Here is a 25,691-nt window from a genome sequence, read left to right as displayed (position 1 = left end):
TTACGTGAAATTTAAAGGAGTAATATATCTATGATGGGAAAAATAATAGATTCAAGTAATACAGAAGCCACAGTAGCCTTTTGTGACGGTTCAACTGTAAATATATCAACTTCTTATCTTCCCTGTAACTTTAAAACAGGAGATAATATTAACATAGAACTATCTAATACAAATATGACTGGAAGAGGTCATACTAATATATCAAGTCCTCCAATTTGTTGAATTATTTATATGGATATACTATAATAATTTTGATGCTAGGGGTGCTTTTAAAGCTGAGAAATATACATTAACCCTTTACCTGATCTGGATAATACCAGCGTAGGGAAGCTAATTGTGGTTTTTATGGAAAACTTTCCTCTTTTTATGTACCTCTAAAATATAAAGGGGGATTCCCATGTCATTATCAAAAAATTTTGTAGAAATAATATCACATCCGAGCGCAATATTTACACTCATAGCTTTGATAATTTTTATTTTGTTTATTACTAAAATAAAAAAGGTAGAATTTAATACTCACATAATAACTCATATAGGAATTGCATTGGCACTTGCTACTATATTAGAAATATTTAGATTGTATCATTTGCCACAAGGTGGAAACATAACTCTGGGAAGTATGATACCTATATTGCTTATAGCCTTTTTTTATGGTCCAGAACTAGGTTTTCTTACAGGTTTTCTATATGGTATTATAAATTTAATATTAGATCCATATATACTTCAACCTGTACAAGTTATATTCGACTATCCTCTTCCTTTTATGATGCTTGGTATTGCAGGATATTTTAAAAATTATAAATTACTGGGAACTTTGGCTGCTATTTTAGGACGATTTATATGTCACTTTATATCAGGGGTATTATTTTTCGGAAGTTTTGCTCCAAAAGGCATGTCTCCTATAATTTATTCATTATCTGTGAATGGTATTTTTATGTTGATTGAAGGTATTATATGCTTGGTTATAGTTGCTTTATTACCACTTAAACGTATTGAAAGTATTTTAAAGGGAACTTATTAAATAATCATAAAATAAAAAACTGTACATAATTATTTGCGTACAGTTTTTTATATCAATAATTACTCATTTATAGATATAGCATCCACAGGACATCCATCCCTTGCTTCCCTTGCTGAATCTTCAGATGTATTTGGAATTTCACTTACCAATGTACCAGCTTTTCCGTCATCCTCCATAGTGAACACATCTGGACATACACTTGGGCACATGCCACATCCTATACAGACATCCTTATCAACTTCTGCTTCCACAAATATCACATCCTCTCCTCAATAAAGTTTTACATAGAAAAATATGCAATTTTTCGATTTTAATCTTCATTTATATTGATATATAAAAAGACTTAATTCGACAACTCACAACATACTATACATTAATAATTATTGACCAATTAGGATGTTAATATTCATTTCAGCTTTAAATACTTTATCTATTTTTATTTAAGCTATCCATAAAATTCTCAATTAAAGTATTATAATCAACTGAATTACATATGTAATCTTCTACATTTCCATCTTCCATACTATCCGCCAATTCTAGATCCATAGGTAATTCAGCAAGAAGAGGTAATCCTAAATACGCAGCCTGTTCCCTAGCAGACTTTTTACTAAATAATCTTATTTTTTCGCCACATTTTTCACATTTAACATATGAGAGATTTTCTACAGCTCCAATTATATTTATATTCATCTTTTCAGCCATTATAACTACTTTTTTAACTATCATTGATACCATATCCTGCGGTGTTGAAACAATAACTATACCTTCAAGAGGTACTTCCTGCATTATAGTAAGTGCTATATCACCTGTTCCAGGAGGCATATCTATTAAAAGATAATCCAATTCTCCCCACTGAGTATCTGAATACATTTGTGTCAATACTCCAGTAATAACAGGTCCCCTCCATATAACCGGCTGTTCCTCTTTTTCCGTCAAAAGATTCAATGAGATAACCTTTACTCCTAATTTTGTATTTACAGTAGAAAATTTTACATCTTGTGTACCTTCTACTTGAGCTATATTAGCTCTTTTAGTATTTATTCCAAAAAATCTGGGCATGGATGGTCCAGTTATATCTCCGTCTAGTACTCCAACTTTATATCCTTTGTGCGCTAATTTTATGGCAAGGGTACCGGTTATTGTCGATTTGCCCACTCCGCCTTTTCCGCTCATGACGCCTATTATATGTTTTATATTTCCAAATCTTGGAATTAGTTTGGAGCATTTATTCTTATTTTCCTCGCCACACTTGGAATTACTTGGGCAGGTATTACAATTACTCATTTTATTATTACTTCCCTTCTTCATTATGACTAATTTCTAATATTCGTATAATACTAATTTTTATATGATTTTAAATATCATGATATTTAAAAATCTCTCTCAATATTATAACATAATTTAATAAAAAAAATTCCCTTTCAATAACAAACTTGAAGGGAAAGCATTGTTCAATCATACCTAAGGGTTTCCACTATAGCTTTAAATATAGTTTCCATATCATCCTTAAAATCACTTTGTCTCATAAAGAATGAAAATCTATAAAATCTATCTCCATCTTTTATAAAATACTCATTACAAACATAACTATCTCCTACTGGTTTAGTAATAGTATATTTTAATAGATATCCATTTTTTTGTCCAATACTTATACTATTCAAAGAATACGTCTTATAAAGATTTTGCTTATCGGATATTAGCTTGCTGTTTATTAGAAACTCTTTGAGATTACCTTTAAAGTTCCATGTTTCAAAAAAACCGATTACTTTATTATCATCACTTATAAAATCTGTATGGCATATTATATCCCTTCCAAATATATCCTGCCTTTTCACATGCCATTTTGACGGGAGTTTATATTTTAATTTACCATTTAATTCACTATATTCTGATAGAGAACTTATATTATTTTGGATTAATACCGTATACCTTAATCTCTTCTGAAAACTATTGCCAAATATAAATAGTATAATTATAAGTCCTATTATAATTATAGTAACGCCCAGATTTCTTTTATTTAAAGTTGTTGATTTCATATTACTTTTTCTTTATAGGTATTTGTATAGTTCCAGTTTTAAAGTCATAAAACATTATCCAGTAACCGGATTTATCTTTACCCCTGTAAGAGGGTACCCATGTAACAAATCCAGATCTGCCTTCATAAGGCTGGTCTTTTCTACTTTTTGTTCCAGGTATTCCATAAAGCATATATTTAACATTTCCATTCTTATCATATTTATATCCAAATAAAATATGACAATTCTCTTCTATATACTTATAATATGGCATCATAGGACAATATACGAATGTGTATTTATTATGATCTCTAGTATTTTGAAGACTATTTATTGATGTTGCGGGTACCTTATACCATTTACATCTTTTTAATTCTCCAGTTACATCTGAAACTTCCTTAAATCCTTTTACAAGCAAGCCAAAGAAATCATGTTTTGATTTCCTATTATGTCCTCTATAATTCTTCTGTGAAACTTTTACAGCTGAATTATCTATATAAATTTTATCATCATTAGACTCATCTTCATTTATATTTTTGATTTCCTGTAGTTTTTCCATCTTCTCATCTTCAACTAAATCAGAAATTTTATTTGATAAACTAGACTCTTTATCCAATCTCTGTTTTGGTTTATCATCTTTAATATTATCCATCTTTTCTGGATTAATTTCTTTTTTCTTCAATTCTATATTTTCCTCATATTCATCAAATATACTTTTATTATTGGATAGTTTAGCTTTATCCTTTTGACTATCTTTTTTGTCATCTTTCTTATTGTCTTTTACAGTTTTCTTATTTGTATCCTTATCATCTTTAGCATTCTTGTCCTTTTTAGTATCCTTAGCTTTTTCAACTTCTTTTTTAACACCAGAGTTATCTTTATTGTCTGTCTTTTTATCTGATTGTTTTACTGGTTTTGGCTTTTGGCCCTCAGCTTTTTTATTTTTATTTTCTGAAACATCAAACGACTGCCAATCAGGTATATCCATACTTGCAAATCCACTCATTACAGCTATTATATTTCCATCTAAAAGTCTGACAATAGCCGCTCCAGATACTTTATCTATGCCTATTCCACTACCTGATACATTATTTATCGGATATTCATAGCTAACATCAGCTCTGCCATAATCATCTATGTTCATTTCTCCAACATTAATTATCTTCTTCGCATCGTTTTTATTGCATATAAGTATCATGTAATAAGGTGTTTTATCTTTTTTTAGATTCTGTACGTAATAAGATACTTTGCACTTATCATTTTTAGTTTCTAACTTGGCATATCCTGAAGCAATTTTATCAGAAGCTAAAGAGTATCCTTTTTCATCTTCCTGCAATATTATAAAATATCTACTATAACTCTTTTTTTGCGCCAACTTCTATACCTCCATATATTTTATTCATTATAATATATGAGGCAACTTCCAAAAAGTGAACAATTAATTACAATAATTCGTGTATGGAGTCAGATAATTTACCAAATTCCTTTATAGAAAGAGTCTCTCCTCTTCTCCTTGGATCAATACTTGATCTTTCAAAGGCAAGTTCCATATCTACTTTGGAAATTTTCAATGGTTTCAATGCGTTCCATAAAGTTTTTCTTCTCATATTAAAAGCCAACCTTACTATTTTAAAAAATAATTTTTTATCTTTCAACACTATTTTAGGTTCACTCAGCCTATCTAGCTTTATTACAATAGAATCTACCTTGGGACTCGGAATAAATGCATCTGGAGTTACTTTTCTGATTACAGATACATCACAATAATATTGAACTAAAATAGACAGAGCACCATATTGTTTACAATCAGGCTTAGCCGCTATTCTCTCTCCTACTTCCTTCTGTATCATTATAGTTAAAGATTTAAATTTATAATCTTCAGTTAAAATTTTTGATATTATAGGTGTAGTTACATAGTATGGAAGATTGGCTACAAATTTTACTTCACTATAATCACCAATCAATTTATTGAAATCTGTTTTTAATGCATCTCCATGTATTAGTTCAAAATTAGGAAAGTCCTTTAATTCTTCTTGAAGTATGGGTATCAATCCTGAATCCAGCTCTATTGCACATACCTTATTAGCCCTGTTTAAGAGTTCCCTAGTAAGGGTTCCAACTCCTGGCCCTATCTCTATAACCAAATCGCCATTTGAGATATCTGCTGCACATATTATATCCTCCAATACCGAATCATCTATTAGAAAATTTTGTCCTAGATTTTTTGAAAATTTAAATTTGTATTTATAAACAATATCCTTGGTAGAAAACTTCTCCATATAAATCTCCTTATATACATATATTATTTTAATTCATTTAAAGCCTTCTTAAACTCTTCTTTTGTAATTCCATAATTATTTAGCCTATTTAAGAATTGTGCTGCATTAGCATATCCTATACCTAATTTTTTTCCAAGTTTATCCCTTCTACATTTAGCTTTTTTATCTCCTGTAAGTTCAAAAAATATCATGTCATTTATATCAAATTCATGTCTTTCTTCTTTTTCTTCATACTTTGCATTTTCAAGTGCTTTTCTTATAACTTCAGGGGATGCATTTTCTACTCCTATATCTCCATCACGCATACCATCTTCCTGGGATATATATGCATGTTTTATATTTTTTACGCGTTTTGAAATAATTCTTCTGATTTTTTCTCCTGCAAAATCAGGATCTGTAAGTACTATAACCCCACGTCTTTTTTGAGCCTCTTTTATTTTATCTATTACCTTTTTATTTATTCCAAATCCACCTACTGCTATAAGCTCTGCATCAACTGCCATTTTTACAGCTGTTACATCATCTCTACCCTCAACTACAATAATTTCTTTAATCATAAATCCTCCATAATTTATAGAATATAATAGCTTTATTTTATCATAAATTATAACTTTTACTATGTATTTCTCAATTATTCATAATAAAAAAACAGCCTTGAGCTATATAAACTCCAGACTACCTTTTTATACACAAGAATATACTTTTATGCTATTTCCTCTATTGAATTTAAATTTTGAATATATTCATCACCTTTTACAGCATTGTATTTACCTTCCCATTTTGATATAGCTACTGCAGCTAGAGAATTACCAATAATATTTACTACAGTTCTTGCCATATCAAGAATACGATCTATACCTGCAATAAATGCAACTCCTTCTATTGGTATGCCTACAGAACCTAAAGTCGCAAGTAAAACTACAAAAGATGCTCCAGGAACTCCTGCCATACCTTTAGAAGCTACAAGCAATACTATTATTAAATTAATTTGTGCTGGGAAAGACATATGAATCCCATACATCTGTGCAATAAATAAGGCTGCTATGGATTGATACAATGTAGATCCATCCAGATTAAAAGAATATCCTGTAGGAATAACAAAGGATGTAATAGCCTTTGGACATCCGAATTTCTCCATTTTCTCCATAAGCTTTGGTAATACCGCTTCAGAACTTGCAGTAGTGTAAGCAAGAATAATTTCATCTTTTAAAATTTTAAACATTTTAAAAATGCTTGTACCTGCTATTTTGGATACTATACCTAATATAACTACTATGAAAAATGCCATTGTACCATATGTAGTAATAATCAATTTTACCAATGGAATTAAAGACGAAATACCAAATTTTGATATTGTAACTCCAATTAGAGCAAATACACCAATTGGAGCAGTCTTCATAATTTGATTCGTCATCCAGAACATGGCATCCGCCACACCCTGACAGACCTCAATTACGATTTTACCTTTTTTACCTATAGCTGCTATACCCAATCCAAACATAACAGAGAAAAATATAATAGGAAGTAAATTTCCTGTAGAAAGTGCCTCAAAGAAATTACTAGGAACAATATTTATAAATGTATCTGCCAAACTGTGATGTGTATTCTGTACAGTATTCACATAACTTTTAATACTTACCTTTGAAAGTTCATGAATATTTACGCCACTTCCAGGATGAAATATATTAGCGGATCCAATTCCTATAAAAATAGCAATAGTAGTTATAAGTTCAAAATATATAATAGTTTTACCGCCTAATTTTCCTAATTTTTTAATGTTTCCTACACCTGCAACTCCAACTACCAATGATGAAAAGACAATAGGTATGACTATCATCTTAATAAGGTTCAGGAAAATCTGACCTATAGGTTCAAGATAGGTTGCAACAGCTGGATTACCATAAAAAACACTTCCTACTACAATACCCAGTATCAGACCGATAACTATCTGTACTGCCAAACCGCATTTAAATTTTTTCATTCTATTCCACCTCATTAATAATTTAAAATATCTGTTTTATACTTCTATATATTGAAACCAACATTATCTTACTTTATATTTATAATATATCCTTATCTATATTAATCTACATAAAACTACAATGTACTTTCTAACTTTAATAACAAAATAGATATATTGTTAAGAAATTCTTAACGATATATCTATTTTTATGACAATACACTTAATTATATTTTTTTACCTATAAATTCTTAAATATTATAGTATATTTACCAGATTTCTGATATTCTTTTATATAGATTAAATATACCATTTTAAATTGGGAGATGTGAATTATTGTCGAAAAAGAATTTTTACATAATAGTCCTTTTTATATTATTAGTACCTGTATTAGGTGAATTTAAATTTTTCCCTTTTCACGATAGTTTTCGTATAAGCTTAGGTACTCCAATATTTTTCTTCTGGTTATTATTTACACATAGGATGCCCATGATTTTACCTACATTTATAGTAGGCATAGTTGTAGTATCCTTTAGAATATTTGTTGATTTAATTTCAAATAATAATTTTGAATTTATTATTTCTTTTTCAACACATTTATCTACATTTTTCTATTATTTTACTTACTCCCTTCTGTTTTATTTAATAAAAGTAAAGAGATTTCAAAGCCATTTGCCTATAATAATAGGTTTATCTACTCTTATAGAAATATGCTCAAGTACAGTTGAACTTGTATTCAGACATTTTATATTATCAGATACTATTAATGGAATAATACTAGGCAAAATAATACTCATAGCTCTCATAAGAAGTATTTTTGTTCTTGGAATTTTTAGCATGATCAAATTACAGAAAACCGAACAGGAAATAGATCATCAACAAACACAAAATGCTCATATGATTTTTTTAATATCCAATTTGTATGAGGAATCTATAGAATTAAAAAAATCCCTTCAAAATGCAGAAAATATAACTAGAAACTGTTATAATTTATATAGAAAAATACAAAGTAAAGATTTAAATATAAATATAGATGAATTATCTAAAAAATTACTTGTTATTGCTGGAGAAGTACATGACATAAAAAAAGATAATCAAAGAATATATTCTGGTATTTCCAAAATGATTTCCGGCGAAAATTCTACAGATTACATGGATATAAAAGAAATAGGTAATATAATTATTAATAGCAATAAAAAATATGCAGACTCATTAGGTAAAAATATAAAATTTTTTCTTATCATTAAATCACCTGTAAAACATATTCATATTTATACAACTTTATCACTTATTAATAATTTGGTATCCAATTCTATAGAATCTATATCCAAAAATGGAATGATAAAAATTATAATTTATAGAGTCGACAATTATATCAGATTTGAAGTCCATGACAACGGTATTGGTATTCCTGATAAAAAGAGAAATTTGATTTTTAAAGCTGGCTATACTACTAAATATGATATGTATGGTACTCCTTCTACTGGTATGGGGCTTCCATATATCAAAAAATTAGTAGAAGAACTAAATGGTACTATAGAATTAAAAAGTGAAGTAAATGCAAACAATACAGTTTTTATTATTACACTCCCTATTAAAAGTTTATCTGAGAAAGGATGATATAATGAACTTTTTTATTGTTGACGATGATGAAGTAGTCCGTTCCATGATAAAAGAAATTATTGAAGATTATGATCTTGGAAAAGTAGTAGGAGAATCTGAGGATGGCTCTTATATAAATACAGATATTCTGACTTTTAAAAAAGTGGATATTCTTATCATAGACTTGCTTATGCCTATTAAAGATGGGATTCAAACAGTACAGGATTTAGGACCATCTTTTGATTTTAAAATTATAATGCTTTCACAAGTAGAAGATAAAAAGATAATAGGTGATGCATATTCTCTTAATATAGAATACTACATTACAAAACCAATTAATAGACTGGAAGTAATAAAAGTAATAGAAAAGGTATCGAATAATATCAAACTTCAAAGATCTATAAAAGACATTCAGAAAACTATAAGCATACTCGGTCTTGAAAAATCTAAAAAAATAGATAAAAAATCTACTGTACAGAAAAATATTATCGAATGTGGAGAATTTATATTAACAGATCTTGGTATGATAAGTGAAAACGGAAGTAATGATATTATTGACATACTTCAATATCTTTCAGATTATTATAGAGAAAACTCTTTTAAAAAGGATTTTCCCTCTTTAAAAGATCTATTTACGAATACAGCAATAAAACGACTTGGCGGTTCTTACACAAAAGAAAACTTACAAAAAGAATTCAAAGCTTCAGAACAAAGGGTAAGAAGAGCAATATTCCAGAGTTTAAGTTATATAGCTTCTCTTGGGCTTACAGATTACTCTAATACTAAATTCGAGGAATACTCATCTAAGTTTTTTGATTTTACAGAAGTACGCAAAAGAATGCTTGAACTACAAAATGAAATTCATAGTTCCATGTCTCACATACGTATAAATACAAAAAAATTTGTAAAAGTATTTTATATGGAAGCTAAAAAAAGCAGTAAAAATATTTAATAAAAAAAATAGGAGTTTAAACTCCTATTCAATGAAATATACATTAACCATTTTTACTCCCCAGTTGTTTGCTTCTGAACTGGAGTTGAAAAACAGATCCAGTCTATTTCCCTTAATGGCACCGCCAGTATCTTCAGCTATAGCATAACCATAACCGTCTATATACAACCTTGTGCCTAATGGTATTACTCTTGGATCAACTGCTACAGAACTAACATTACTTCTTCTAGCTACGGTACCTGTAGCTGTTATGCCAAATCCCGGATCCCCAGGTCCCTTACCTGTACTTTCATAATCTGCAGTATATGCAGTTGATCTCATCTGTAGAGATTTAGCATATGAAAAATTACCTCCTCTTGAAGGGGTATAAGATACTGCATCTGCTGATAAAGTACCCATTGCAACAACCTTTTGTACAGGCTGTTTCTTGACTACTTCTCTTATAACCTTCCTGGCGGTTTCCTTTCCATTTTCATATATAATTCTTGTTACAGTCTCTTTTTCTCCATTTCTACCTTCCTGAATAACTTTTTTACTACCAAGCTGGATATCAGCATCATCTTTAACAACTGTTTCATATTTTATAGATTTATTTGTCCTTACTTCCTTACTGTCAATCCTAGTCACAGATACTTTCAATCCATTTTTTAATGGTAAATCTCCACTTGGAGATACTCTGTCCAAACTTCTCAATTTAATTTTTTCTGCTTCCAACATATGAAAAACATCATCTTCTGCAGAATATATGTGTACCTTTCTTCCGTCAACAGCAACTTCCAATTTTACTGCTCTTTTAATATATAATTTTCCGTTGTTGTAAACTTTGCTATTTAGACTAGGTGTTACTTTATCTTTAGGCCCTACCTTAATTTTGTTATCATTCAATATTTTTCCATAGTTACTGCTGAAAGTAGTTATTTTCTTGTCTGTGCCATCTACTGAAATAGTTATTGTCTTTCTCATATTAAAAATTACTGCAGTCAATATTATAACTAAAACCGCTATAATAACTGCTGATGTCTTAGGACCATTGGAAAAATATTTGTTTACGTATGTCCTTAACTTTCCCATCATAAAAAATACCTCCTCTGGGCAAGAGCGATACACAATATTATAACGGCAAGCTTAATTTCTGTCAAATAATCGCTCTAATAGGCTGTTAAATGCATTCTATGCATAAACTAATAAAATATTATTATGATTCCAAATTGACTTTATTAACAGCCTTATAAATCCTATAAAGAAAATACTTTCGGATGGAAAATATTATAACTAAATTACTATATATATATGATGAATATCATGATTTTATTCCAAGTAATTTTTTATTGTTGGCAATAGTTATACTACTCAATTCTTCTGCACTTATTTGTCTTATTTCAGCTATCTTTTCTATTATAAATTTTATGTATTCAGATCTGTTTCTATTACCTCTAAAGGGAGTCGGTGCCATATAGGGACAGTCAGTTTCAACTAAAATTCTATCAAGTGGAACTTCTTTTGCCACATCAACTACTTTCTTTGCATTTTTAAAAGTTACCACTCCTGTAAAACCGATATAATACCCAAGTTTAACGCACTCTCTAGCAAATTCAACACTTCCAGAAAAACAATGTATCTCACCTTTAACACTGTTAAATTGCTTTATTATTTCAAGGGTATCTCCATGAGCATCCCTATCATGAATAATTACTGGAAGATTCAACTCTTCAGCAAGTTCCATTTGTCTTGTAAAAGCTTTTTTTTGGATATCTCTAGGTGGATTCTCTTTATAGTAATAATCAAGTCCTATTTCACCAATAGCCCTAACTTTAGGCATTCTAGACAAATTTTTGAGTTCTGTAACTGTATCCTCTGAAAATTTATCTGCATATTCTGGATGTATGCCTACAGCTGCATAAAATATATCATGCTTTTTTGAAAGCTCCACAGAAGCCCTTGATCCTTCTATTGATGCGCCACAATTCAACACTCCTACAATTCTATCTTTTACAAGTTCTTCTATTATGATTTCCCTGTCTTGGTCAAATTGCTCATCATCATAATGTGCATGAGCATCAAATATATCAAAATCCATTTTAAATTCTCTCCTTTTATTTTATATTGTACAATATAACTACAATCTTTAATATGCCTTATATAGTTTAATTTTTGCTATAGGTATAGTATACTTCATTATATGGATTTATAAGTTATAAAAAGTTGAAAAACTATTAAAATATATCAACAAGGAGTGTTTAATAAATGCCTAATTTAATGGGACAAGATCTATTAAGAAATCCTTTTTTCAACAAAGGAACTGCTTTTACAAAAGATGAAAGAGAAAAATATGACCTGGTGGGTTTCTTGCCTGATGCAGTAAGAACAATAGATGAACAGGAAAAGATTACATATGAAAAGATTGTGTCCATTCAAGATAACCTTGAAAAGCACCTTTTTCTAATGAATTTATATGACACAAATCGCACTCTTTTCTACTATGTTATTGGAAAACATGTTACAGAATTTCTTCCAATTATCTACACTCCAACTATAGGAGATGCAGTAATAAACTATTCAAAAAATTTTGATACTCCAAAAGATGCTGTATTCTTATCTGTAGATAATCCAGGAAATATAAGAAACTCTATTGAAACAGCTTTAAAAGATCTGGATGAAATTAAACTTATAGTTGTAACAGATGGAGAAGGAGTACTTGGAATAGGTGACTGGGGAGTACACGGTGTAGACATATCAATAGGAAAATTGGCAGTGTATACTGTAGCTGCTGGTGTAAATCCTAAAAATGTTCTTCCTGTAGTAATAGATGCAGGTACAAACAATGAAAAACTTTTAAATGATCCACTATACATAGGAAATAAACATAATAGAATTACAGGAAAGATATATGATGATTTTATAGACCAATTTGTTAAAATATCCCTCGACCTTTTTCCAGAAGTTCTCATACACTGGGAAGATTTTGGCCGTGGCAATGCGAGAAAAATTCTTGAAAAATATAGAAAAGACATATGCACATTCAATGACGATATCCAGGGAACTGGAGTAATGATGGTATCTGCCATGAATGCTATAGCCAAAGTTACAAAAATTCCTGTAAAAGATCATATAGTATTGGTGTTTGGAGGAGGTACTGCAGGTGTTGGTGTCTCTGATCAAATATTTCTTGAAAAAGTTAAAAACGGATTGACTGAAAATGAAGCCAAAGCACAATTTTATCTCGTAGATAGGCAGGGACTTTTAACTCAGGATATGGACGGTCTTACAGAAGGGCAAAAGAAATATGCTCGCCCAAGTGGAGAATTTAAAAATCCATTAAAAGATCTGGCAGAAATAGTAGATGCAGTTAAACCTACAGTACTTATTGGAACTTCAGGTGTTCATGGTGCTTTTACAAAAAAAGTTGTAAAAAACATGTGTAAATCCACAGAGAGGCCTGCCATAATGCCTATTTCAAATCCTACAAAACTATGTGAAGCAACTGCAGAAGATGTTATAAAATGGTCAGATGGTAAGGCCCTGGTAGTTACCGGGAGTCCTTCTGATCCAGTGGAATACAAAGGAGTTACATACACAATAGGCCAAGCTAATAATGCACTTCTTTATCCAGGTCTTGGTCTTGGTATAATAGTTGCAAAATCAAAGGTAGTTACGGATGGCATGCTCTCTGCTGCTGCAAATGGAATTGCTTCTCTTCAGGATCTGTCAAAATTAGGTGCACCTATCCTTCCACCGGTATCAATGCTTAAAGAATCATCAAAACTTGTAGCAACTGCTGTAGTAACTCAAGCAATTAAAGAAGGCATAAACCGAAATCCTATTGAAGATCCAGAAAAAGCAGTAGAAAATGAAATATGGGAACCATATTATATATAACAAGAAATAAACTGCCGGTAATTATATACCGGCAGTTTATTTTCTATTTTACTATACTTCCTGTATCCAATTCTCCAGATATGGTAGCTGTAAACAGTTTGCTTTCATCATCTGATGCAGCTGAAAGTATCATTCCCTGGGAAATCTCATCTCTTAATTTAATAGGCTTTAAATTTGCCACAACTATAACAAATTTACCTACAAGATCTTCAGGCTTATAGTATTTAGCTATACCTGATACAATCTGCCTTTCTTCTCCCCCAATGTCAACCTTAAACTTAAGAAGTTTTTTAGCTCCTTTTACAGTTTCACAATTAATTACTTTTGCTACTCTTAAATCCAATTTATCAAAATCATCTATAGTTATCTTTTTCTTTATAGGTTGCATCTTTTTGTTGTTTTTAGCTTCCTGCTGTTCCTTCAGTTTGTTAAGTTCTTCTATCTTTTTATCAACATCTATTCTTGGGAATATTGCTTCTCCTCTGTTTATTTTAGTACCGGACTTTGTACCCTTAAAGGCATCCAGGCTTTCCCATGATATGGTTTTAATATTTAACTGGTCATTTATTTTCTTGCTGGTATCTGGTAAAAATGAAGATATACATACGGAAATTATCCTTAAAGATTCTGCCAGATTATAAAGTACTGTTGCTAGATTTCCTCTTTTAGATTCATCTTTAGCAAGTATCCACGGCATAGTTTCATCTATGTACTTATTGGATTTGCTTACAAGCTCCCATATACTGTCCAATGCTTCAGGTATTCTAAGCGCATTCATATTGTCCTCTACTTTTTGAGGAACTTCAAGAGCTATCTTTTTCAAACTATCATCTGCATCATTTTTTTCCAAAGCTGCAGGTATTATCCCATCAAAATATTTATCTATCATAGCACATGTTCTTGAAAGAAGATTTCCCAAATCATTTGCCAAATCTGAATTTATTTTATTTATAAATATTTCATTGTTGAATAGTCCGTCTGATCCAAATGGAATTTCTCTAAGTAAATAGTATCTTACAGGGTCTGTTCCAAAATTATTTACAAGTACAACAGGATCTACAACATTACCTTTGGATTTTGACATCTTGCCTCCATTTACCAGAAGCCATCCATGACCAAAAACCTGTTTAGGTAAAGGAAGTCCGAGTGCCATAAGCATTATGGGCCAATAAATTGTATGAAATCTCAATATGTCCTTTCCAACTAAATGTACATTTGCAGGCCAATATTTATCAAACATTTCCGTATTGTCACTTCCATAACCAAGGGCAGTTATATAGTTTACAAGAGCATCTATCCAAACATATATAACATGTTTTTTATCAAAAGTTACAGGTATGCCCCAGTCAAATGAAGTTCTTGATACACATAAGTCCTGAAGCCCAGGTTTTAAGAAGTTATTCAACATCTCATTTTTTCGCGACTCCGGCTGTATAAATTCAGGATGATTCTCAATATATTCTATAAGTTTTGGAGCATATTTTGACATTTTAAAAAAATATGCCTCTTCTTTTGTCTTCTCAACAGGTCTTCCACAATCAGGACATTTGCCATCTACAAGTTGTGTTTCTGTCCAAAAGGATTCACATGGTGTACAGTACCATCCTTCATATTTTCCCTTATATATATCTCCCTGATCATACAATTTCTTGAATATTTTCTGTACTGCATTTACGTGATAGTCATCTGTGGTTCTTATAAATTTATCATAACTTATATTCATCATTCCCCAAAGTTCTTTTATACCACTTACTATTTTATCTACATATTCCTTTGGAGTAATACCTTTGGCTTCAGCCAGTCTTTGAATTTTCTGACCATGTTCATCTGTTCCAGTCAAAAGCATGACATCATAACCTGTTAATCTTTTAAATCTTGCTAATGCATCCGCAGCCACAGTAGTATAGGTATTTCCTATATGAAGTTTAGCTGATGGATAATAAATTGGTGTTGTAATATAATAAGTTTTTTTATTCACTTCCATTACTTCCTTTCCTTTTACATTTGTTTAATGGATTATTTTTATAATACTGACAATAAAAAACCTCTATATAGATATAACATATCCATATAGAGGCATACAATAACACTTTACCACTCTATTTCATTTTTACCTCACAGTAAAAATCTCACTAAGTAATTTAAATCACTATACAGTATAACGCCTGTAAATCCGGATTACCCTAATATATCTTCAGATAATATGCTCCAGAGCCATATTCATAAATCAATATCTCATCAGTTTTCACCATGCACTGACTCTCTCCTGAACCCTTGATTTATTACTCTTTCCTTCATTGCATTTTTCAGTAACATAATAAATTATATATTTCAGTCTGTCAATATTCATGCTGAAATTTCTTTATATTTTTTATTTATAGCTTTTAAATCTTCTAAAAACAATTGATTCTTATTTGGATCTCTAAGGATTGCAGAAGGATGAAAAGTTGTTGTCATATAAAATCCCTTTCTTTCAACCCATTTGCCCCGATCCCTCGTAATTCTCCAATCTGTTCCCAATATATATCTCATGGCAGTTGCACCTAAGCATACTATTATTTTAGGTTTTACAAGTGCAACCTGATTTCTTACATATTGAAGACATGTCTTTGCTTCCTCTTCATAAGGTGTTCTATTTTTTTCAGGTCTACATTTGCAAATATTACATATATAATAGTCTTTATTTCTATAAAGATTTAATTCTTCTAAATACTTTGTCAGGAACTGGCCTGCTCTACCTACAAAAGGAATACCAGTTCTGTCCTCGTCTGCTCCTGGTGCCTCACCTATAAATATAATATCCGCTTTGGAATTTCCATCTCCAAAAACCATATTTATTCTTGTATTTCCCAGAGCACATTTATGACAATTTACACACTCATCATAAAGTTCTTTCCACTTAAGCAATTTTACTCACTCCAATTAAGAATTGTATAATAATATATATTATACATCCTAATTTTAAAATATACAATTTATACTATAAATATACATATTTCTAAAATAAATTTTATTGTGCATATTTAGGTATGTCAAAATACACTGTTTGATATAATGAAGGTGCCATATTTATCATATTAATTATATTTGATATCTGATTATATGACCATGAAATATCTGTCGCATACTGATGTTGACCTGGATCTGCAGGATTCCATCTCATTTTGTAGATAGTGTCCTGTTTATAATTAGCATTATTTATATAACTTTTAGAAAGCCATTGAGCTCCACCTGATATGGCAAGTTGAGGTGTAAACCATCCTTCTTCATATGCCTTTTTGGAACCTTCACCATTTGGATCACTATCTACTGCTCCTATTCCAAAAAAGTTATAAACAACTTTTCCATTATATTTTGCCTGTCCACTTGAAAGATATGAAGTTCCAAGTCCCGTTTCAAGCATTGCATGAGAAACAAGATAACTTACACTTATATTGTTGGCTTTAGCTGCATTTATAAAGTCCTGTCCATGTCCTTTAAAAATACCCTTGTTTGCAAGAAAATTGTTTAAATCATCTACACTTATACCATCTTCATAACTAAGTTTCAAAAATTGATATTTTCCATATGAATCAAGAAAGTTACTTGGATTCATATAGTATTTTATCTGATTGGCAGAGGCTAAATTAGTAAAACTAGCAGTTTTAGAAAAATAGGGTCCTTCATTAGGATAACTCTCCCATGCCAATTGCTTATTTACTCCATAACTCAATGATGTATCATAATTGGTATACTTTACATTTGAAATACTTGAACTATCAACGCATCTAAAATAATCTATGTAATAATTATCATAATCTGTATTCATATCCCTATGAGCTCCAGTAGATACCCCTGCTCTTCTTACATATATAATAGCCTTATATTTTTGTCCATTTGTTCCAGAATCCAAAGCCTTATTTGCTGTAACTACACCATTTACAGGAGATACATAGTTTTGGGTTATTTCCTGAAAAGCTCCATCACTATATGGATTATCCTGCGCTACAAATATTCTATATTTAACATTCTGACCAGCTGTAGAATTTAATATAAATCCTTGTTTTTGGGAAGATAATAGTGGCATATGTTGAAATGTATTTGAATTTATAACCGGTAATCCTAAATAGCTTGTCCCATCAGAATACTTATTTACAAGAGTAAACTTCAACGTACCAGCCTCACTTAAAGGAATACCTGCTGAATCTTTAACTCCCTTACTTATATTTACAGTATATTGAGCACCAGGTATATATCCTGAAGTTTGTGGACTAATAAACACTGTATATTTATCTTGAGATAAAGTTATAGCTACAGGTATACTATTGCCACTCGCATCCTTAACAATTATATTACTGCTGTTAACCGTATCTGATTCTAATGTCTTATTAAATTTTACAGACCACTCCTTGTTAACATCTACACTATTTTTAGTGCCTGAATAAGCACTTACAGTTGTCTTAAATTGGAAACTCGTAAAAGAAATAACTGCAACCAAAATCAATGTTCTTAACTTTCTATTCAAAATATTTCCCCCCATGTTATTTATTGAATAATATTTTCTCTATCATTTATGTATATCATATTCGGGATCTTTTAATCTTCTCATAAACTCATTTATGTTATGATTGGCACTTACATAAACTCTATGCAATTTGTATATTCCCTGAGATTTATTTCCCCAGCCACTTTCTGTAGTAAATGCCATTTTATATCCTGATACCTGTACAGCCTTAATGGTATTTTGATTAAAGTGCCCAAATGGATATGCTATATAATCTATTTTTTTATTTAATATATTTTCTAAAGATTCTTTGGAATTTCTTAAAGTCTCAAGCTGCTTTTCATAACTTAATTTATCTAAATCATCATGATTAACAGTATGACTTTCAATGTCTATACCATTTCTATTCATTTCCCTCAACTGATTTGAAGTTAAGTAACCACTATCTTTATCTACCGTACTAGTTATGACAAATATGGTAGCATGTAATCCAAATTCTTTTAAAACAGGATATGCATTTGTATAATTATCTTCATATCCATCATCAAAGGTTATAAGCACAGATTTTTCAGGTACTGGCTTATTTTCCTCAATAAACTTATAAAACTCGTTTAAAGTTAGTGTAGTATATCCACTATCCTTTAAAAATTTCATCTTTTCTCTAAATGCATCCTTTGGAATTCTTAATTCATTACCTTTTTCATAATCTATAGAATGAAACATTAATACAGGTACAGAACTGTTGTTATATATTACATCTCCTGTAAATTCCCTCTCTTTAGGTATTTTATAATCATTAGAATCTACTACCTTTAATGATTTATCAATGTTATTTTTATTACTTATGGTTGAGTTTGATTTTATGTCCTGCAAAAAATTAGGCTTTAAAATATTACACAAACCAAGCAATCCTATAACAATTATTATACATGCAATTATTATTTTCAATCCTCTTTTGTTCATGTATTCACTTCTTTCTACAGGCTTTATAAAGTATTATTTTCATTAATATAATAAATATGCATAAAATAACATATATACTAAATTTAATAGTTACATACTTATTATAATAATATATAATGCTAATAACAATCATATTTATCAACAAAATTTTTAAATACTCTGTATAACTGTACTTATATATAAGCTATAAACATTATCAACAGATTATATATTTATAACCTTTTGTTATTTTAATATTAAAATAACTTAATTCATCATTTTATACACATTATCCACAGATAGCTTGTTTATAAGTTGTTTAATATCAGTTATTATTATAATTTTCAGTAAATAAAATGTTTTTTAATACTTTTTTTATTAATATATATTAACATTATCCACAGATTTGTGTATAACTTGTGCATAACTTTTTTTATGATATATTTTAAAATTTCAAAATATACAGTAACAACTTAATAATATTCTTCATATAATATATTACCCGAATGAAACTGCTTAGCTCAAAAGTACTATTTCTTAAAACAAATTATTTTACCTTTTTATCCTTATGCACAATATTTATTTTATAATAAATTCCTAAGTCTCTGAAATCAGAACTTAGGAATTATACCTCTTAAAATATTCAATTATTTTTATATGGTATTTATTCAATAAATATTGTGTTTAAAATTTATCATGTTAATACATTTCAAGTTAAATATTTCTTACTATTTTATTAACAAAGATATCAAAATATGATATCATTTAATTAGATACAATTTAAGGAAGGTGGGAGCTATTATGAAAGATAACGTTATCACAATTGATTTTTCAAAAGCAAGAAAGAAAAAACATGGAAAGTTTAATCTTATCACTTTTTTGAAAAACTTGTTTAATAATATATTTAGCCCTACAAGAGAAAGCTCTTCAAACAAAAGCATATCTAATAAAAAAGTAATAAATTATTCAAAATATATCTCTTGATAGTAATTTCAAGGTGCATTTTAAAGCACCTTTTTATTTTATAAAAACAAATTTTTACATATTATGGAGGATAAATATGAGAATTGGAATAGGTTACGATGTACATAAATTAGTAGATGATAGACCACTAATACTAGGAGGTATAACTATACCTTATCCAAAAGGTCTTTTAGGACATTCAGATGCAGATGTGCTCACACATGCAATAATGGATAGTATGCTTGGAGCATTGGCTTTAGGTGATATAGGAAAACACTTTCCTGATACCGACTTAAAATATAAAAATATATCCAGCATTAAATTATTATATTATGTAAATAATTTAATAATTAACAAGGGATATACTATAGGCAATATAGATTCTATAATAATTGCCCAGGAACCAAAAATTTTTCCTTATATAGATAAAATGAGAAATTGTATATCCAAAACATTGAACATCGATATTGACTTAATAAGTATAAAGGCAACTACTGAAGAAGGGCTTGGATTTACCGGTAGAAAAGAAGGCATATCATCTAAAAGCATATGCCTTTTAAATAAGAAGATTGAATAACGTTTTAAATTTCTTTTTCATAATTACTTACTATACTGTGTACTAAATTTTTTATTGAACTTGCTTGACAGATTAAAGACATGACTGAAAAAAACAATACTATTCTTTCCTCTTCTTCATTGGATTTCAAATTCATGTCTTTAATCATATTATTTAATCTTTCCTTATCAAATAAATCCTTTGCAATAATCTTTTTAAAACTATCTTTTTGTATATAGGAAAATACTTTATATGCCTTTTCCCATGATATTATATCATCTTCTCCATCATTTATCTCATTAAAGGCCAATCTGAATACTTTCTTAATTTCCTCTGTAGATAATATAGGCCTCATATAACTTAATAATACGAGCTGAGCTAAATGATCTTTAGTATAGCCTCTTTTTTTACCATTTACAGGTTTTGATATTACTTCATTTTTAACATAATTTTGTACTATGTTATTTGTGTATTTTTCCCCTGAAAATTTATCATTTAAATAATCTATTACCTGAGATAAGAATAAATCATATCTTGGTAAATCTTCATATGGTATAATTGTATTTTTAGATATTTCTTCAGCAGCATTTTTTACATATTCCATATCGAATTCACTTTTTTTCAATTTTGATCCCTCCAATAATAACTTATAATATCATTATAAGTTATTTATAACCACTTTACAATGTAAGTATCCTGAGGATTTAATCATCTATATATTAGAAATTTAGTGGTATTGTAATACATAATTAGATTTATAATGAAATGTTGGCTAAATAGTTCATATTATTTTAAAATAAGATAATATAGTACTTGTAATATAGTATGCAATACTGTATTATATAATTATAACTTGTACACATAATGATAAGTTAATATTATTATGATATTATATTAATAAAAAAACAAGTATTTTATTGGAGGTGTCCAAAATATTTAAAAAGAAATCTTATACAGCTGTATTTCTTGTTTTTTTATTTTTGTTAATAAATACTATTTTACCAGGTTTTTTACATAATAAGGGAAATACCGCATATGCCAAATCCCCAACTCTAATAAGTTTTAAATCTGGAGGTTTTGCATCACATTCTTCCACAAGAAGTTCCTTCCATAGTTCAAGATCTCAGGGTGGAAACTTTAAATCAGGAAGTTTTTCAAAACCTAAATCGGAATATAAAAGCAACAATAGTTCTTCTAGCAGCAGCGGAGATTTTAAGTCAGGAAGTTTTTCAAATTCTACAAAATCTGATTCAAAATCCTATAATAAAAAAGCTAGTAATTCTTCATCAACTCAAAATTATAATAATGGAAATAATAGAAGATCATTTTTCCCTATCCCCATTCCAATTCCATGGGGGCATAATTACAATTCAGCCAGTAGTTATGGACAATCTAGTCTTTTATCAAGGTTTTTCTGGGGTTTTGTTAAATTTATAGTAGTAATATTAATACTAATATTTATTATTAATAGAATAAATAAATTTAGAAAAAAATAATTAAGGAGGTTAATTAAATGAGTGTTTTTAAAAGAGTATCAAATATCTTCAGGGCTAAGATAAATAATAAATTAGATGAGGTTGAAAACCCTATAGAACTTTTAGGCCAAAAATTACGTGACATGGAGGATAGCTTAAATAAAGCAAAATTATCATCTGCTCAAATACTTGGCAATGTTCATGAAATAAAAAAGAAGATGGAGGATTCAAAAAGAACTTCCGAAGAATTTGACAGTAAAGTCAAACTAGCATTAAATAAGGGTAATGAGGAGTTGGCAAAAAAAGCCCTGGAAAGAAAAATAACAGCAGATAAAACCTATGCATCTTTAGAGACAAGCTATAAAGATGCCTATTCTAAAGGTGAAGCTATAAAAATAAAGTTAAAAGAATTGGAAGATGAAATTCAAAAAGCCAGAAATTATAGAGATGAAGCTGCTGCAAGATATAACAATGCTGAAGCAAGTAAAAAGGTAAATGAAATTCTTGCAAACGTAGATGATGGAAGTAATAGAATAAACTTAGATGAAGTCGAAAGAAAGATTCAAAAAAAAGAAGCTTTGTCTAAAGGACTTGAAGATTTAAGGGACGATAATTCATTGGATAAAGAGTTTGAGAAATTAGATGAAGTCAACTTAGATGAAGAACTTAAAAAGTATAAAAATAATAATCAATAGACATGTTAAACTTTAATGAGGTGAAAACAATGAGTAAAGTTGATGAATTTATAAATCATGAAAAAACTCATTATGGAAAATTATTTGTAGATATAAGTTATGCAATAGATAATGTATCCCCTTTTTTAGATAATGTTATTTTATCTAGAAGAAAATATGTAGTAAAGCTTGATATATTAAAAAAGTATATGGATCTACTCGAATCTACTGAATCAGAAATTAAACACGGCAGCTTTTTTAATAAATTCAAAAGTGATAAATATATATATCTTTTAAACACCTATAAAGAAGATAACCTAGAATCAATTGAACAACTGAAAAATTGCAGCTCTTGTCAATGTCTTAATTGTACAATTGATTGTAAATTCGGCAGTTGTCTGGCATGTAAAAGCGACTCATTTATTGCCTACTGTGATAGAAAAAAGATAAATGTCACAAAACACTATAATTTCAATTTGACGCTTACAAATAATAAAACCAATCAAGACAGCAAATATACCACCTTGGCAACTCTTCAAAATGTAGGAAATGATAAAAAATATATAATAATACAGGATATTATTACAAGAGAAAAATTTATATTATATTATTATCCTGGAATATCAGAAGATAATTATGGTGAAATAACTGATCCTGGTGAATTTGATTTCATAGTCTCTACATTTCAAACTATCGATAAATAATTAATTTTATAAACTTATACACAATACATATAAAGTTATACACATTTTCTGTGTATAACTTTATATCATTGTCACTATTAATTTAGACATAAATTCAAACAAACTTATCCACACTGTGGATAAGTTTGTTTGTCAATAACTAAACATATATTATAATCTAGCCAGCTTTATTTTTTTGACGTATTCTATAGCTTCCTCTTTTGTATTTATCCTTTTCAAGTACCTGAACTCATCCATATTTTTTATAACATCCCCAACAATAGAACCTGTTTCACCTAAAATATCTTCAATATAATTCCCATCTATAATTTTATTATTTTTTATTTCAGCATATACATCATATTCATGAAGCATATCTTCAACAAACCTTTTATATTTTTCTTTTTCGTTTTCTTTATCTAAAAGCATCCTGGTAGCATAATTATCACAAAATGAAACTATAAGTATAACTTTTGAAAGCTTATCATACCTGGAGAAAAATTTATAATAATTTTTTCTTTTATTGTCTGCAGTATCTTTAAAATACTTAAGTGGATACATATGAGCTCCTACAATATCCTCTACAAACTTAGATGCTTTTTTAGGAAATCTTAAATTTTCACATATTGCTTTACATATTTGTGATCCAATCTCTTCATGTCCAGAAAAACTTATACTTCCATCACTATTTTTTGTATAAGCCTTGTACTTTCCTATATCATGTAAGAAACAAACAAGTGCAATATATTCTCTAATACTAAACTCTCCAATTTTGCTGTTAAATTCAATTAAATCAATACCTTTTATATTTATTCTTTGTTTTACAATATCTTTAAAAACCTTATAAGTTAAATTACTGTGGGTAAAAACATCTTCTACGTGATATTTACATTTTCCAATAGTTTTTAACTCTTCTGTATATGGTATTAAATACTTAAGCACTGAAAAAGTATCCAATAACTCAAAAACTTTTCCTTCTGTATCATTTTCTATCATAGTCATTAATTCAGAGAGAATTCGTTCCTTTGGTGCCTCAGAAATCTTATATGCTTCTTTAACAAGCATATCTTCTGTCTCCTTATTAAAATGCATTCCTAATGTCAAATACAGCCTTATTCCTCTTAAAATTCTTATAGGATCATTATTAAAGCTCTCCTTAGATACTGATTTAATTATTTTATTTTTAATAGCCCTTCTTCCATAAAAGGGATCTATTATTTTATTTTGTAATACTTTCATTGCGATGGCATTTACCGTAAAATCCCTTTTACTTAAATCTTCCTCGATAGAATTTCCTTTAATTTCAGAAATATCTATAATATTTTCATCTAACAAACATCTATATATTCCTGCTGATTTTTTTATTGGGAAAAATTTATATTCCAATTTCTCAAGCCTTTTTATCAACTTTTCTATATTTCCATCATATATAAAATCTGCATCCTTGGGTTTATTTCTATAACTTATCAATTTATCTCTTATATATCCTCCAACCAGGTAAACATTTCCACCAATTTCATTTAATATTGGATCCAAATTTTTAATAAATTGTTTTATATAATCCATATATATATCACCTACTTTAAATACTATTCTATCATATAAAAGTAATTTATTCCTATATAAAATTACTTTTAATACAATAAATAAAGTATTCTCCATTACACAATATTTTCGACATATATTTCTTATTAACCATATAATAACTATTTTATTATAAATAAAATTTTAATATTTTTTTCCTATTAATTTTTTAGAACTATAATCTTTTAAAATAGTTCATATGACTAGGTTTATAGGATATATTAATCTTATATTTATAGCTACTATATTAACACTCCAATGTCATTTAATAAGAAATATGTAAATATTTTTTGAAAATCTATTGACTTTTAATGTAATTTTTGCTACTATTTAATTATACTCATGTCGAATTATGGAACTTAGGGAGGAAAATAAATGAAATCAACAGGTGTTGTAAGAAGAGTGGACGAGCTAGGAAGAATTGTAATTCCTATAGAATTAAGAAGGACTTTAGACATTGCTGAAAAAGATGCTTTAGAAATATACGTGGATGGTGAACAAATCATATTAAAGAAATATGAACCAGCATGTATCTTCTGTGGTGATGCAAGAGATGTTGTAAATTACAAAGGAAAAAATATATGCAAGAATTGTTTAAATGAATTAAAAGAAGGAAGATAATTCTT

The 25,691-nt window shown here is 29.0% G+C and carries 26 protein-coding genes and 1 riboswitch; of the genes, 11 read left to right on the top strand and 15 right to left on the bottom strand.

What is annotated here, in order from left to right; translation table 11 throughout:
• Positions 1-30: 30 nt before the first annotated feature.
• Together J418_RS0111960 and thiT are read left to right on the top strand one after the other, a co-directional pair.
• Positions 31-222, top strand: a complete 192-nt coding sequence (locus tag J418_RS0111960; RefSeq protein WP_017751719.1) for a hypothetical protein — start codon at positions 31-33, stop codon at positions 220-222.
• Between the two features lie 27 nt (positions 223-249).
• Positions 250-345: riboswitch (TPP riboswitch) on the top strand.
• A gap of 52 nt (positions 346-397) precedes the next feature.
• The gene (thiT, locus tag J418_RS0111955) at positions 398-1,021 is read left to right on the top strand and encodes an energy-coupled thiamine transporter ThiT (protein ID WP_017751718.1); all 624 of its coding nucleotides are present in this window, start codon (positions 398-400) and stop codon (positions 1,019-1,021) included.
• 59 nt (positions 1,022-1,080) lie between these two features.
• Here thiT and J418_RS0111950 read toward each other — a convergent pair whose 3' ends face one another.
• The 7 genes from J418_RS0111950 to J418_RS0111920 all read right to left on the bottom strand — a co-directional run bounded on the left by J418_RS0111950 (position 1,081) and on the right by J418_RS0111920 (position 7,296).
• Positions 1,081-1,272, bottom strand: coding sequence for a ferredoxin (locus tag J418_RS0111950; RefSeq protein WP_017751717.1), 192 nt, complete (start codon positions 1,270-1,272; stop codon positions 1,081-1,083).
• A gap of 175 nt (positions 1,273-1,447) precedes the next feature.
• On the bottom strand, positions 1,448-2,305 hold the full coding sequence (locus tag J418_RS0111945) for an Mrp/NBP35 family ATP-binding protein (RefSeq protein WP_017751716.1): 858 nt from the start codon (positions 2,303-2,305) through the stop codon (positions 1,448-1,450).
• A gap of 167 nt (positions 2,306-2,472) precedes the next feature.
• The gene (locus tag J418_RS0111940; RefSeq protein WP_017895674.1) at positions 2,473-3,057 is read right to left on the bottom strand and encodes a PsbP-related protein; all 585 of its coding nucleotides are present in this window, start codon (positions 3,055-3,057) and stop codon (positions 2,473-2,475) included.
• 1 nt (position 3,058) lies between these two features.
• The gene (locus J418_RS0111935) at positions 3,059-4,411 is read right to left on the bottom strand and encodes a DUF7922 domain-containing protein (RefSeq protein ID WP_017895673.1); all 1,353 of its coding nucleotides are present in this window, start codon (positions 4,409-4,411) and stop codon (positions 3,059-3,061) included.
• Positions 4,412-4,478: 67 nt separating this feature from the next.
• Positions 4,479-5,315 (bottom strand): 16S rRNA (adenine(1518)-N(6)/adenine(1519)-N(6))-dimethyltransferase RsmA, encoded by an 837-nt coding sequence (gene rsmA, locus J418_RS0111930; protein WP_017751713.1) that lies wholly within the window; start codon positions 5,313-5,315, stop codon positions 4,479-4,481.
• Between the two features lie 23 nt (positions 5,316-5,338).
• Positions 5,339-5,872: a ribonuclease M5 gene (gene rnmV / locus J418_RS0111925; RefSeq protein ID WP_017751712.1), complete on the bottom strand. Its 534-nt coding sequence runs from the start codon at positions 5,870-5,872 to the stop codon at positions 5,339-5,341.
• A 146-nt stretch (positions 5,873-6,018) separates the two neighbouring features.
• The gene (locus J418_RS0111920) at positions 6,019-7,296 is read right to left on the bottom strand and encodes a cation:dicarboxylate symporter family transporter (protein WP_017895672.1); all 1,278 of its coding nucleotides are present in this window, start codon (positions 7,294-7,296) and stop codon (positions 6,019-6,021) included.
• 468 nt (positions 7,297-7,764) lie between these two features.
• Between J418_RS0111920 and J418_RS0111915 the strand changes: the two genes are divergently transcribed.
• Together J418_RS0111915 and J418_RS0111910 are read left to right on the top strand one after the other, a co-directional pair.
• The gene (locus J418_RS0111915; protein WP_017895671.1) at positions 7,765-8,895 is read left to right on the top strand and encodes an ATP-binding protein; all 1,131 of its coding nucleotides are present in this window, start codon (positions 7,765-7,767) and stop codon (positions 8,893-8,895) included.
• Positions 8,896-8,899: 4 nt separating this feature from the next.
• Positions 8,900-9,829 carry a response regulator gene (locus J418_RS0111910; protein ID WP_017751709.1) on the top strand — a complete coding sequence of 310 codons (930 nt, stop codon included), beginning with the start codon at positions 8,900-8,902 and terminating at the stop codon, positions 9,827-9,829.
• 24 nt (positions 9,830-9,853) lie between these two features.
• Here J418_RS0111910 and J418_RS0111905 read toward each other — a convergent pair whose 3' ends face one another.
• Together J418_RS0111905 and J418_RS0111900 are read right to left on the bottom strand one after the other, a co-directional pair.
• Complete coding sequence (locus J418_RS0111905) at positions 9,854-10,903, bottom strand: 3D domain-containing protein (protein ID WP_017751708.1); 1,050 nt, start codon at positions 10,901-10,903, stop codon at positions 9,854-9,856.
• Positions 10,904-11,129: 226 nt separating this feature from the next.
• Positions 11,130-11,906 carry a TatD family hydrolase gene (locus J418_RS0111900; protein ID WP_017895670.1) on the bottom strand — a complete coding sequence of 259 codons (777 nt, stop codon included), beginning with the start codon at positions 11,904-11,906 and terminating at the stop codon, positions 11,130-11,132.
• Positions 11,907-12,073: 167 nt separating this feature from the next.
• Here J418_RS0111900 and J418_RS0111895 point away from each other — a divergent pair, with 167 nt between their 5' ends.
• Positions 12,074-13,705: an NAD-dependent malic enzyme gene (locus tag J418_RS0111895; protein ID WP_017751706.1), complete on the top strand. Its 1,632-nt coding sequence runs from the start codon at positions 12,074-12,076 to the stop codon at positions 13,703-13,705.
• A gap of 43 nt (positions 13,706-13,748) precedes the next feature.
• On the opposite strand, the gene metG is transcribed toward J418_RS0111895, so the two are convergent.
• The 4 genes from metG to J418_RS0111870 form a co-directional block, all read right to left on the bottom strand.
• Positions 13,749-15,683, bottom strand: a complete 1,935-nt coding sequence (metG, locus tag J418_RS0111890) for a methionine--tRNA ligase (RefSeq protein WP_020381130.1) — start codon at positions 15,681-15,683, stop codon at positions 13,749-13,751.
• 368 nt (positions 15,684-16,051) lie between these two features.
• On the bottom strand, positions 16,052-16,612 hold the full coding sequence (locus tag J418_RS0111880; RefSeq protein ID WP_017751703.1) for a uracil-DNA glycosylase: 561 nt from the start codon (positions 16,610-16,612) through the stop codon (positions 16,052-16,054).
• Between the two features lie 103 nt (positions 16,613-16,715).
• Positions 16,716-18,209, bottom strand: a complete 1,494-nt coding sequence (locus tag J418_RS0111875) for an Ig-like domain-containing protein (protein ID WP_017895667.1) — start codon at positions 18,207-18,209, stop codon at positions 16,716-16,718.
• 42 nt (positions 18,210-18,251) lie between these two features.
• Entirely contained in the window at positions 18,252-19,151 is a 900-nt protein-coding gene (locus J418_RS0111870; protein WP_017750889.1) for a polysaccharide deacetylase family protein, read from the bottom strand.
• A 780-nt stretch (positions 19,152-19,931) separates the two neighbouring features.
• Between J418_RS0111870 and J418_RS0111865 the strand changes: the two genes are divergently transcribed.
• Together J418_RS0111865 and ispF are read left to right on the top strand one after the other, a co-directional pair.
• On the top strand, positions 19,932-20,114 hold the full coding sequence (locus J418_RS0111865; protein WP_017750890.1) for a hypothetical protein: 183 nt from the start codon (positions 19,932-19,934) through the stop codon (positions 20,112-20,114).
• A gap of 76 nt (positions 20,115-20,190) precedes the next feature.
• Complete coding sequence (gene ispF, locus J418_RS0111860; RefSeq protein WP_017750891.1) at positions 20,191-20,670, top strand: 2-C-methyl-D-erythritol 2,4-cyclodiphosphate synthase; 480 nt, start codon at positions 20,191-20,193, stop codon at positions 20,668-20,670.
• 4 nt (positions 20,671-20,674) lie between these two features.
• Here the strand turns inward: ispF and J418_RS0111855 are convergent, their stop codons facing one another.
• On the bottom strand, positions 20,675-21,289 hold the full coding sequence (locus J418_RS0111855; protein ID WP_026093861.1) for a DUF1836 domain-containing protein: 615 nt from the start codon (positions 21,287-21,289) through the stop codon (positions 20,675-20,677).
• A 283-nt stretch (positions 21,290-21,572) separates the two neighbouring features.
• On the opposite strand from J418_RS0111855, the gene J418_RS16700 reads away from it, so the two are divergent.
• The 3 genes from J418_RS16700 to J418_RS0111835 are packed head-to-tail and all read left to right on the top strand — an operon-like array spanning position 21,573 to position 23,502.
• Complete coding sequence (locus J418_RS16700; protein ID WP_182915945.1) at positions 21,573-22,145, top strand: hypothetical protein; 573 nt, start codon at positions 21,573-21,575, stop codon at positions 22,143-22,145.
• Positions 22,146-22,162: 17 nt separating this feature from the next.
• Positions 22,163-22,819 carry a PspA/IM30 family protein gene (locus J418_RS0111840; RefSeq protein WP_017895665.1) on the top strand — a complete coding sequence of 219 codons (657 nt, stop codon included), beginning with the start codon at positions 22,163-22,165 and terminating at the stop codon, positions 22,817-22,819.
• A 29-nt stretch (positions 22,820-22,848) separates the two neighbouring features.
• Complete coding sequence (locus J418_RS0111835) at positions 22,849-23,502, top strand: hypothetical protein (RefSeq protein ID WP_017895664.1); 654 nt, start codon at positions 22,849-22,851, stop codon at positions 23,500-23,502.
• A gap of 150 nt (positions 23,503-23,652) precedes the next feature.
• On the opposite strand, the gene J418_RS0111830 is transcribed toward J418_RS0111835, so the two are convergent.
• A complete protein-coding gene (locus J418_RS0111830; protein WP_017750897.1) occupies positions 23,653-25,047 on the bottom strand; it encodes a tRNA nucleotidyltransferase/poly(A) polymerase-related protein in 1,395 nt (464 codons plus the stop codon).
• Between the two features lie 393 nt (positions 25,048-25,440).
• On the opposite strand from J418_RS0111830, the gene J418_RS0111825 reads away from it, so the two are divergent.
• Positions 25,441-25,686 (top strand): AbrB/MazE/SpoVT family DNA-binding domain-containing protein, encoded by a 246-nt coding sequence (locus tag J418_RS0111825; RefSeq protein ID WP_017750898.1) that lies wholly within the window; start codon positions 25,441-25,443, stop codon positions 25,684-25,686.
• Positions 25,687-25,691: the final 5 nt, after the last annotated feature.

The organism is Clostridium tyrobutyricum DSM 2637 = ATCC 25755 = JCM 11008 (assembly GCF_000359585.1).
Taxonomy (GTDB): domain Bacteria; phylum Bacillota; class Clostridia; order Clostridiales; family Clostridiaceae; genus Clostridium_B; species Clostridium_B tyrobutyricum.
This window is presented reverse-complemented; position numbering and strand designations above follow the sequence as displayed.

What these genes read in the sequence shown, in the direction of transcription:
- J418_RS0111920 (WP_017895672.1), bottom strand. Translation starts at nt 7,296, where the DNA reads ATGAAAAAATTTAAATGCGGTTTGGCAGTACAGATAGTTATCGGTCTG.
- J418_RS0111870 (WP_017750889.1), bottom strand. Translation starts at nt 19,151, where the DNA reads ATGAACAAAAGAGGATTGAAAATAATAATTGCATGTATAATAATTGTT.
- J418_RS0111905 (WP_017751708.1), bottom strand. Translation starts at nt 10,903, where the DNA reads ATGATGGGAAAGTTAAGGACATACGTAAACAAATATTTTTCCAATGGT.
- J418_RS0111940 (WP_017895674.1), bottom strand. Translation starts at nt 3,057, where the DNA reads ATGAAATCAACAACTTTAAATAAAAGAAATCTGGGCGTTACTATAATT.
- J418_RS0111865 (WP_017750890.1), top strand. Translation starts at nt 19,932, where the DNA reads ATGAAAGATAACGTTATCACAATTGATTTTTCAAAAGCAAGAAAGAAA.
- thiT (WP_017751718.1), top strand. Translation starts at nt 398, where the DNA reads ATGTCATTATCAAAAAATTTTGTAGAAATAATATCACATCCGAGCGCA.
- J418_RS0111915 (WP_017895671.1), top strand. Translation starts at nt 7,765, where the DNA reads ATGATTTTACCTACATTTATAGTAGGCATAGTTGTAGTATCCTTTAGA.
- J418_RS0111835 (WP_017895664.1), top strand. Translation starts at nt 22,849, where the DNA reads ATGAGTAAAGTTGATGAATTTATAAATCATGAAAAAACTCATTATGGA.
- ispF (WP_017750891.1), top strand. Translation starts at nt 20,191, where the DNA reads ATGAGAATTGGAATAGGTTACGATGTACATAAATTAGTAGATGATAGA.
- J418_RS0111960 (WP_017751719.1), top strand. Translation starts at nt 31, where the DNA reads ATGATGGGAAAAATAATAGATTCAAGTAATACAGAAGCCACAGTAGCC.
- J418_RS0111825 (WP_017750898.1), top strand. Translation starts at nt 25,441, where the DNA reads ATGAAATCAACAGGTGTTGTAAGAAGAGTGGACGAGCTAGGAAGAATT.
- J418_RS0111840 (WP_017895665.1), top strand. Translation starts at nt 22,163, where the DNA reads ATGAGTGTTTTTAAAAGAGTATCAAATATCTTCAGGGCTAAGATAAAT.
- rsmA (WP_017751713.1), bottom strand. Translation starts at nt 5,315, where the DNA reads ATGGAGAAGTTTTCTACCAAGGATATTGTTTATAAATACAAATTTAAA.
- J418_RS0111895 (WP_017751706.1), top strand. Translation starts at nt 12,074, where the DNA reads ATGCCTAATTTAATGGGACAAGATCTATTAAGAAATCCTTTTTTCAAC.
- J418_RS0111945 (WP_017751716.1), bottom strand. Translation starts at nt 2,305, where the DNA reads ATGAGTAATTGTAATACCTGCCCAAGTAATTCCAAGTGTGGCGAGGAA.
- rnmV (WP_017751712.1), bottom strand. Translation starts at nt 5,872, where the DNA reads ATGATTAAAGAAATTATTGTAGTTGAGGGTAGAGATGATGTAACAGCT.
- J418_RS0111910 (WP_017751709.1), top strand. Translation starts at nt 8,900, where the DNA reads ATGAACTTTTTTATTGTTGACGATGATGAAGTAGTCCGTTCCATGATA.
- J418_RS0111830 (WP_017750897.1), bottom strand. Translation starts at nt 25,047, where the DNA reads ATGGATTATATAAAACAATTTATTAAAAATTTGGATCCAATATTAAAT.
- J418_RS0111900 (WP_017895670.1), bottom strand. Translation starts at nt 11,906, where the DNA reads ATGGATTTTGATATATTTGATGCTCATGCACATTATGATGATGAGCAA.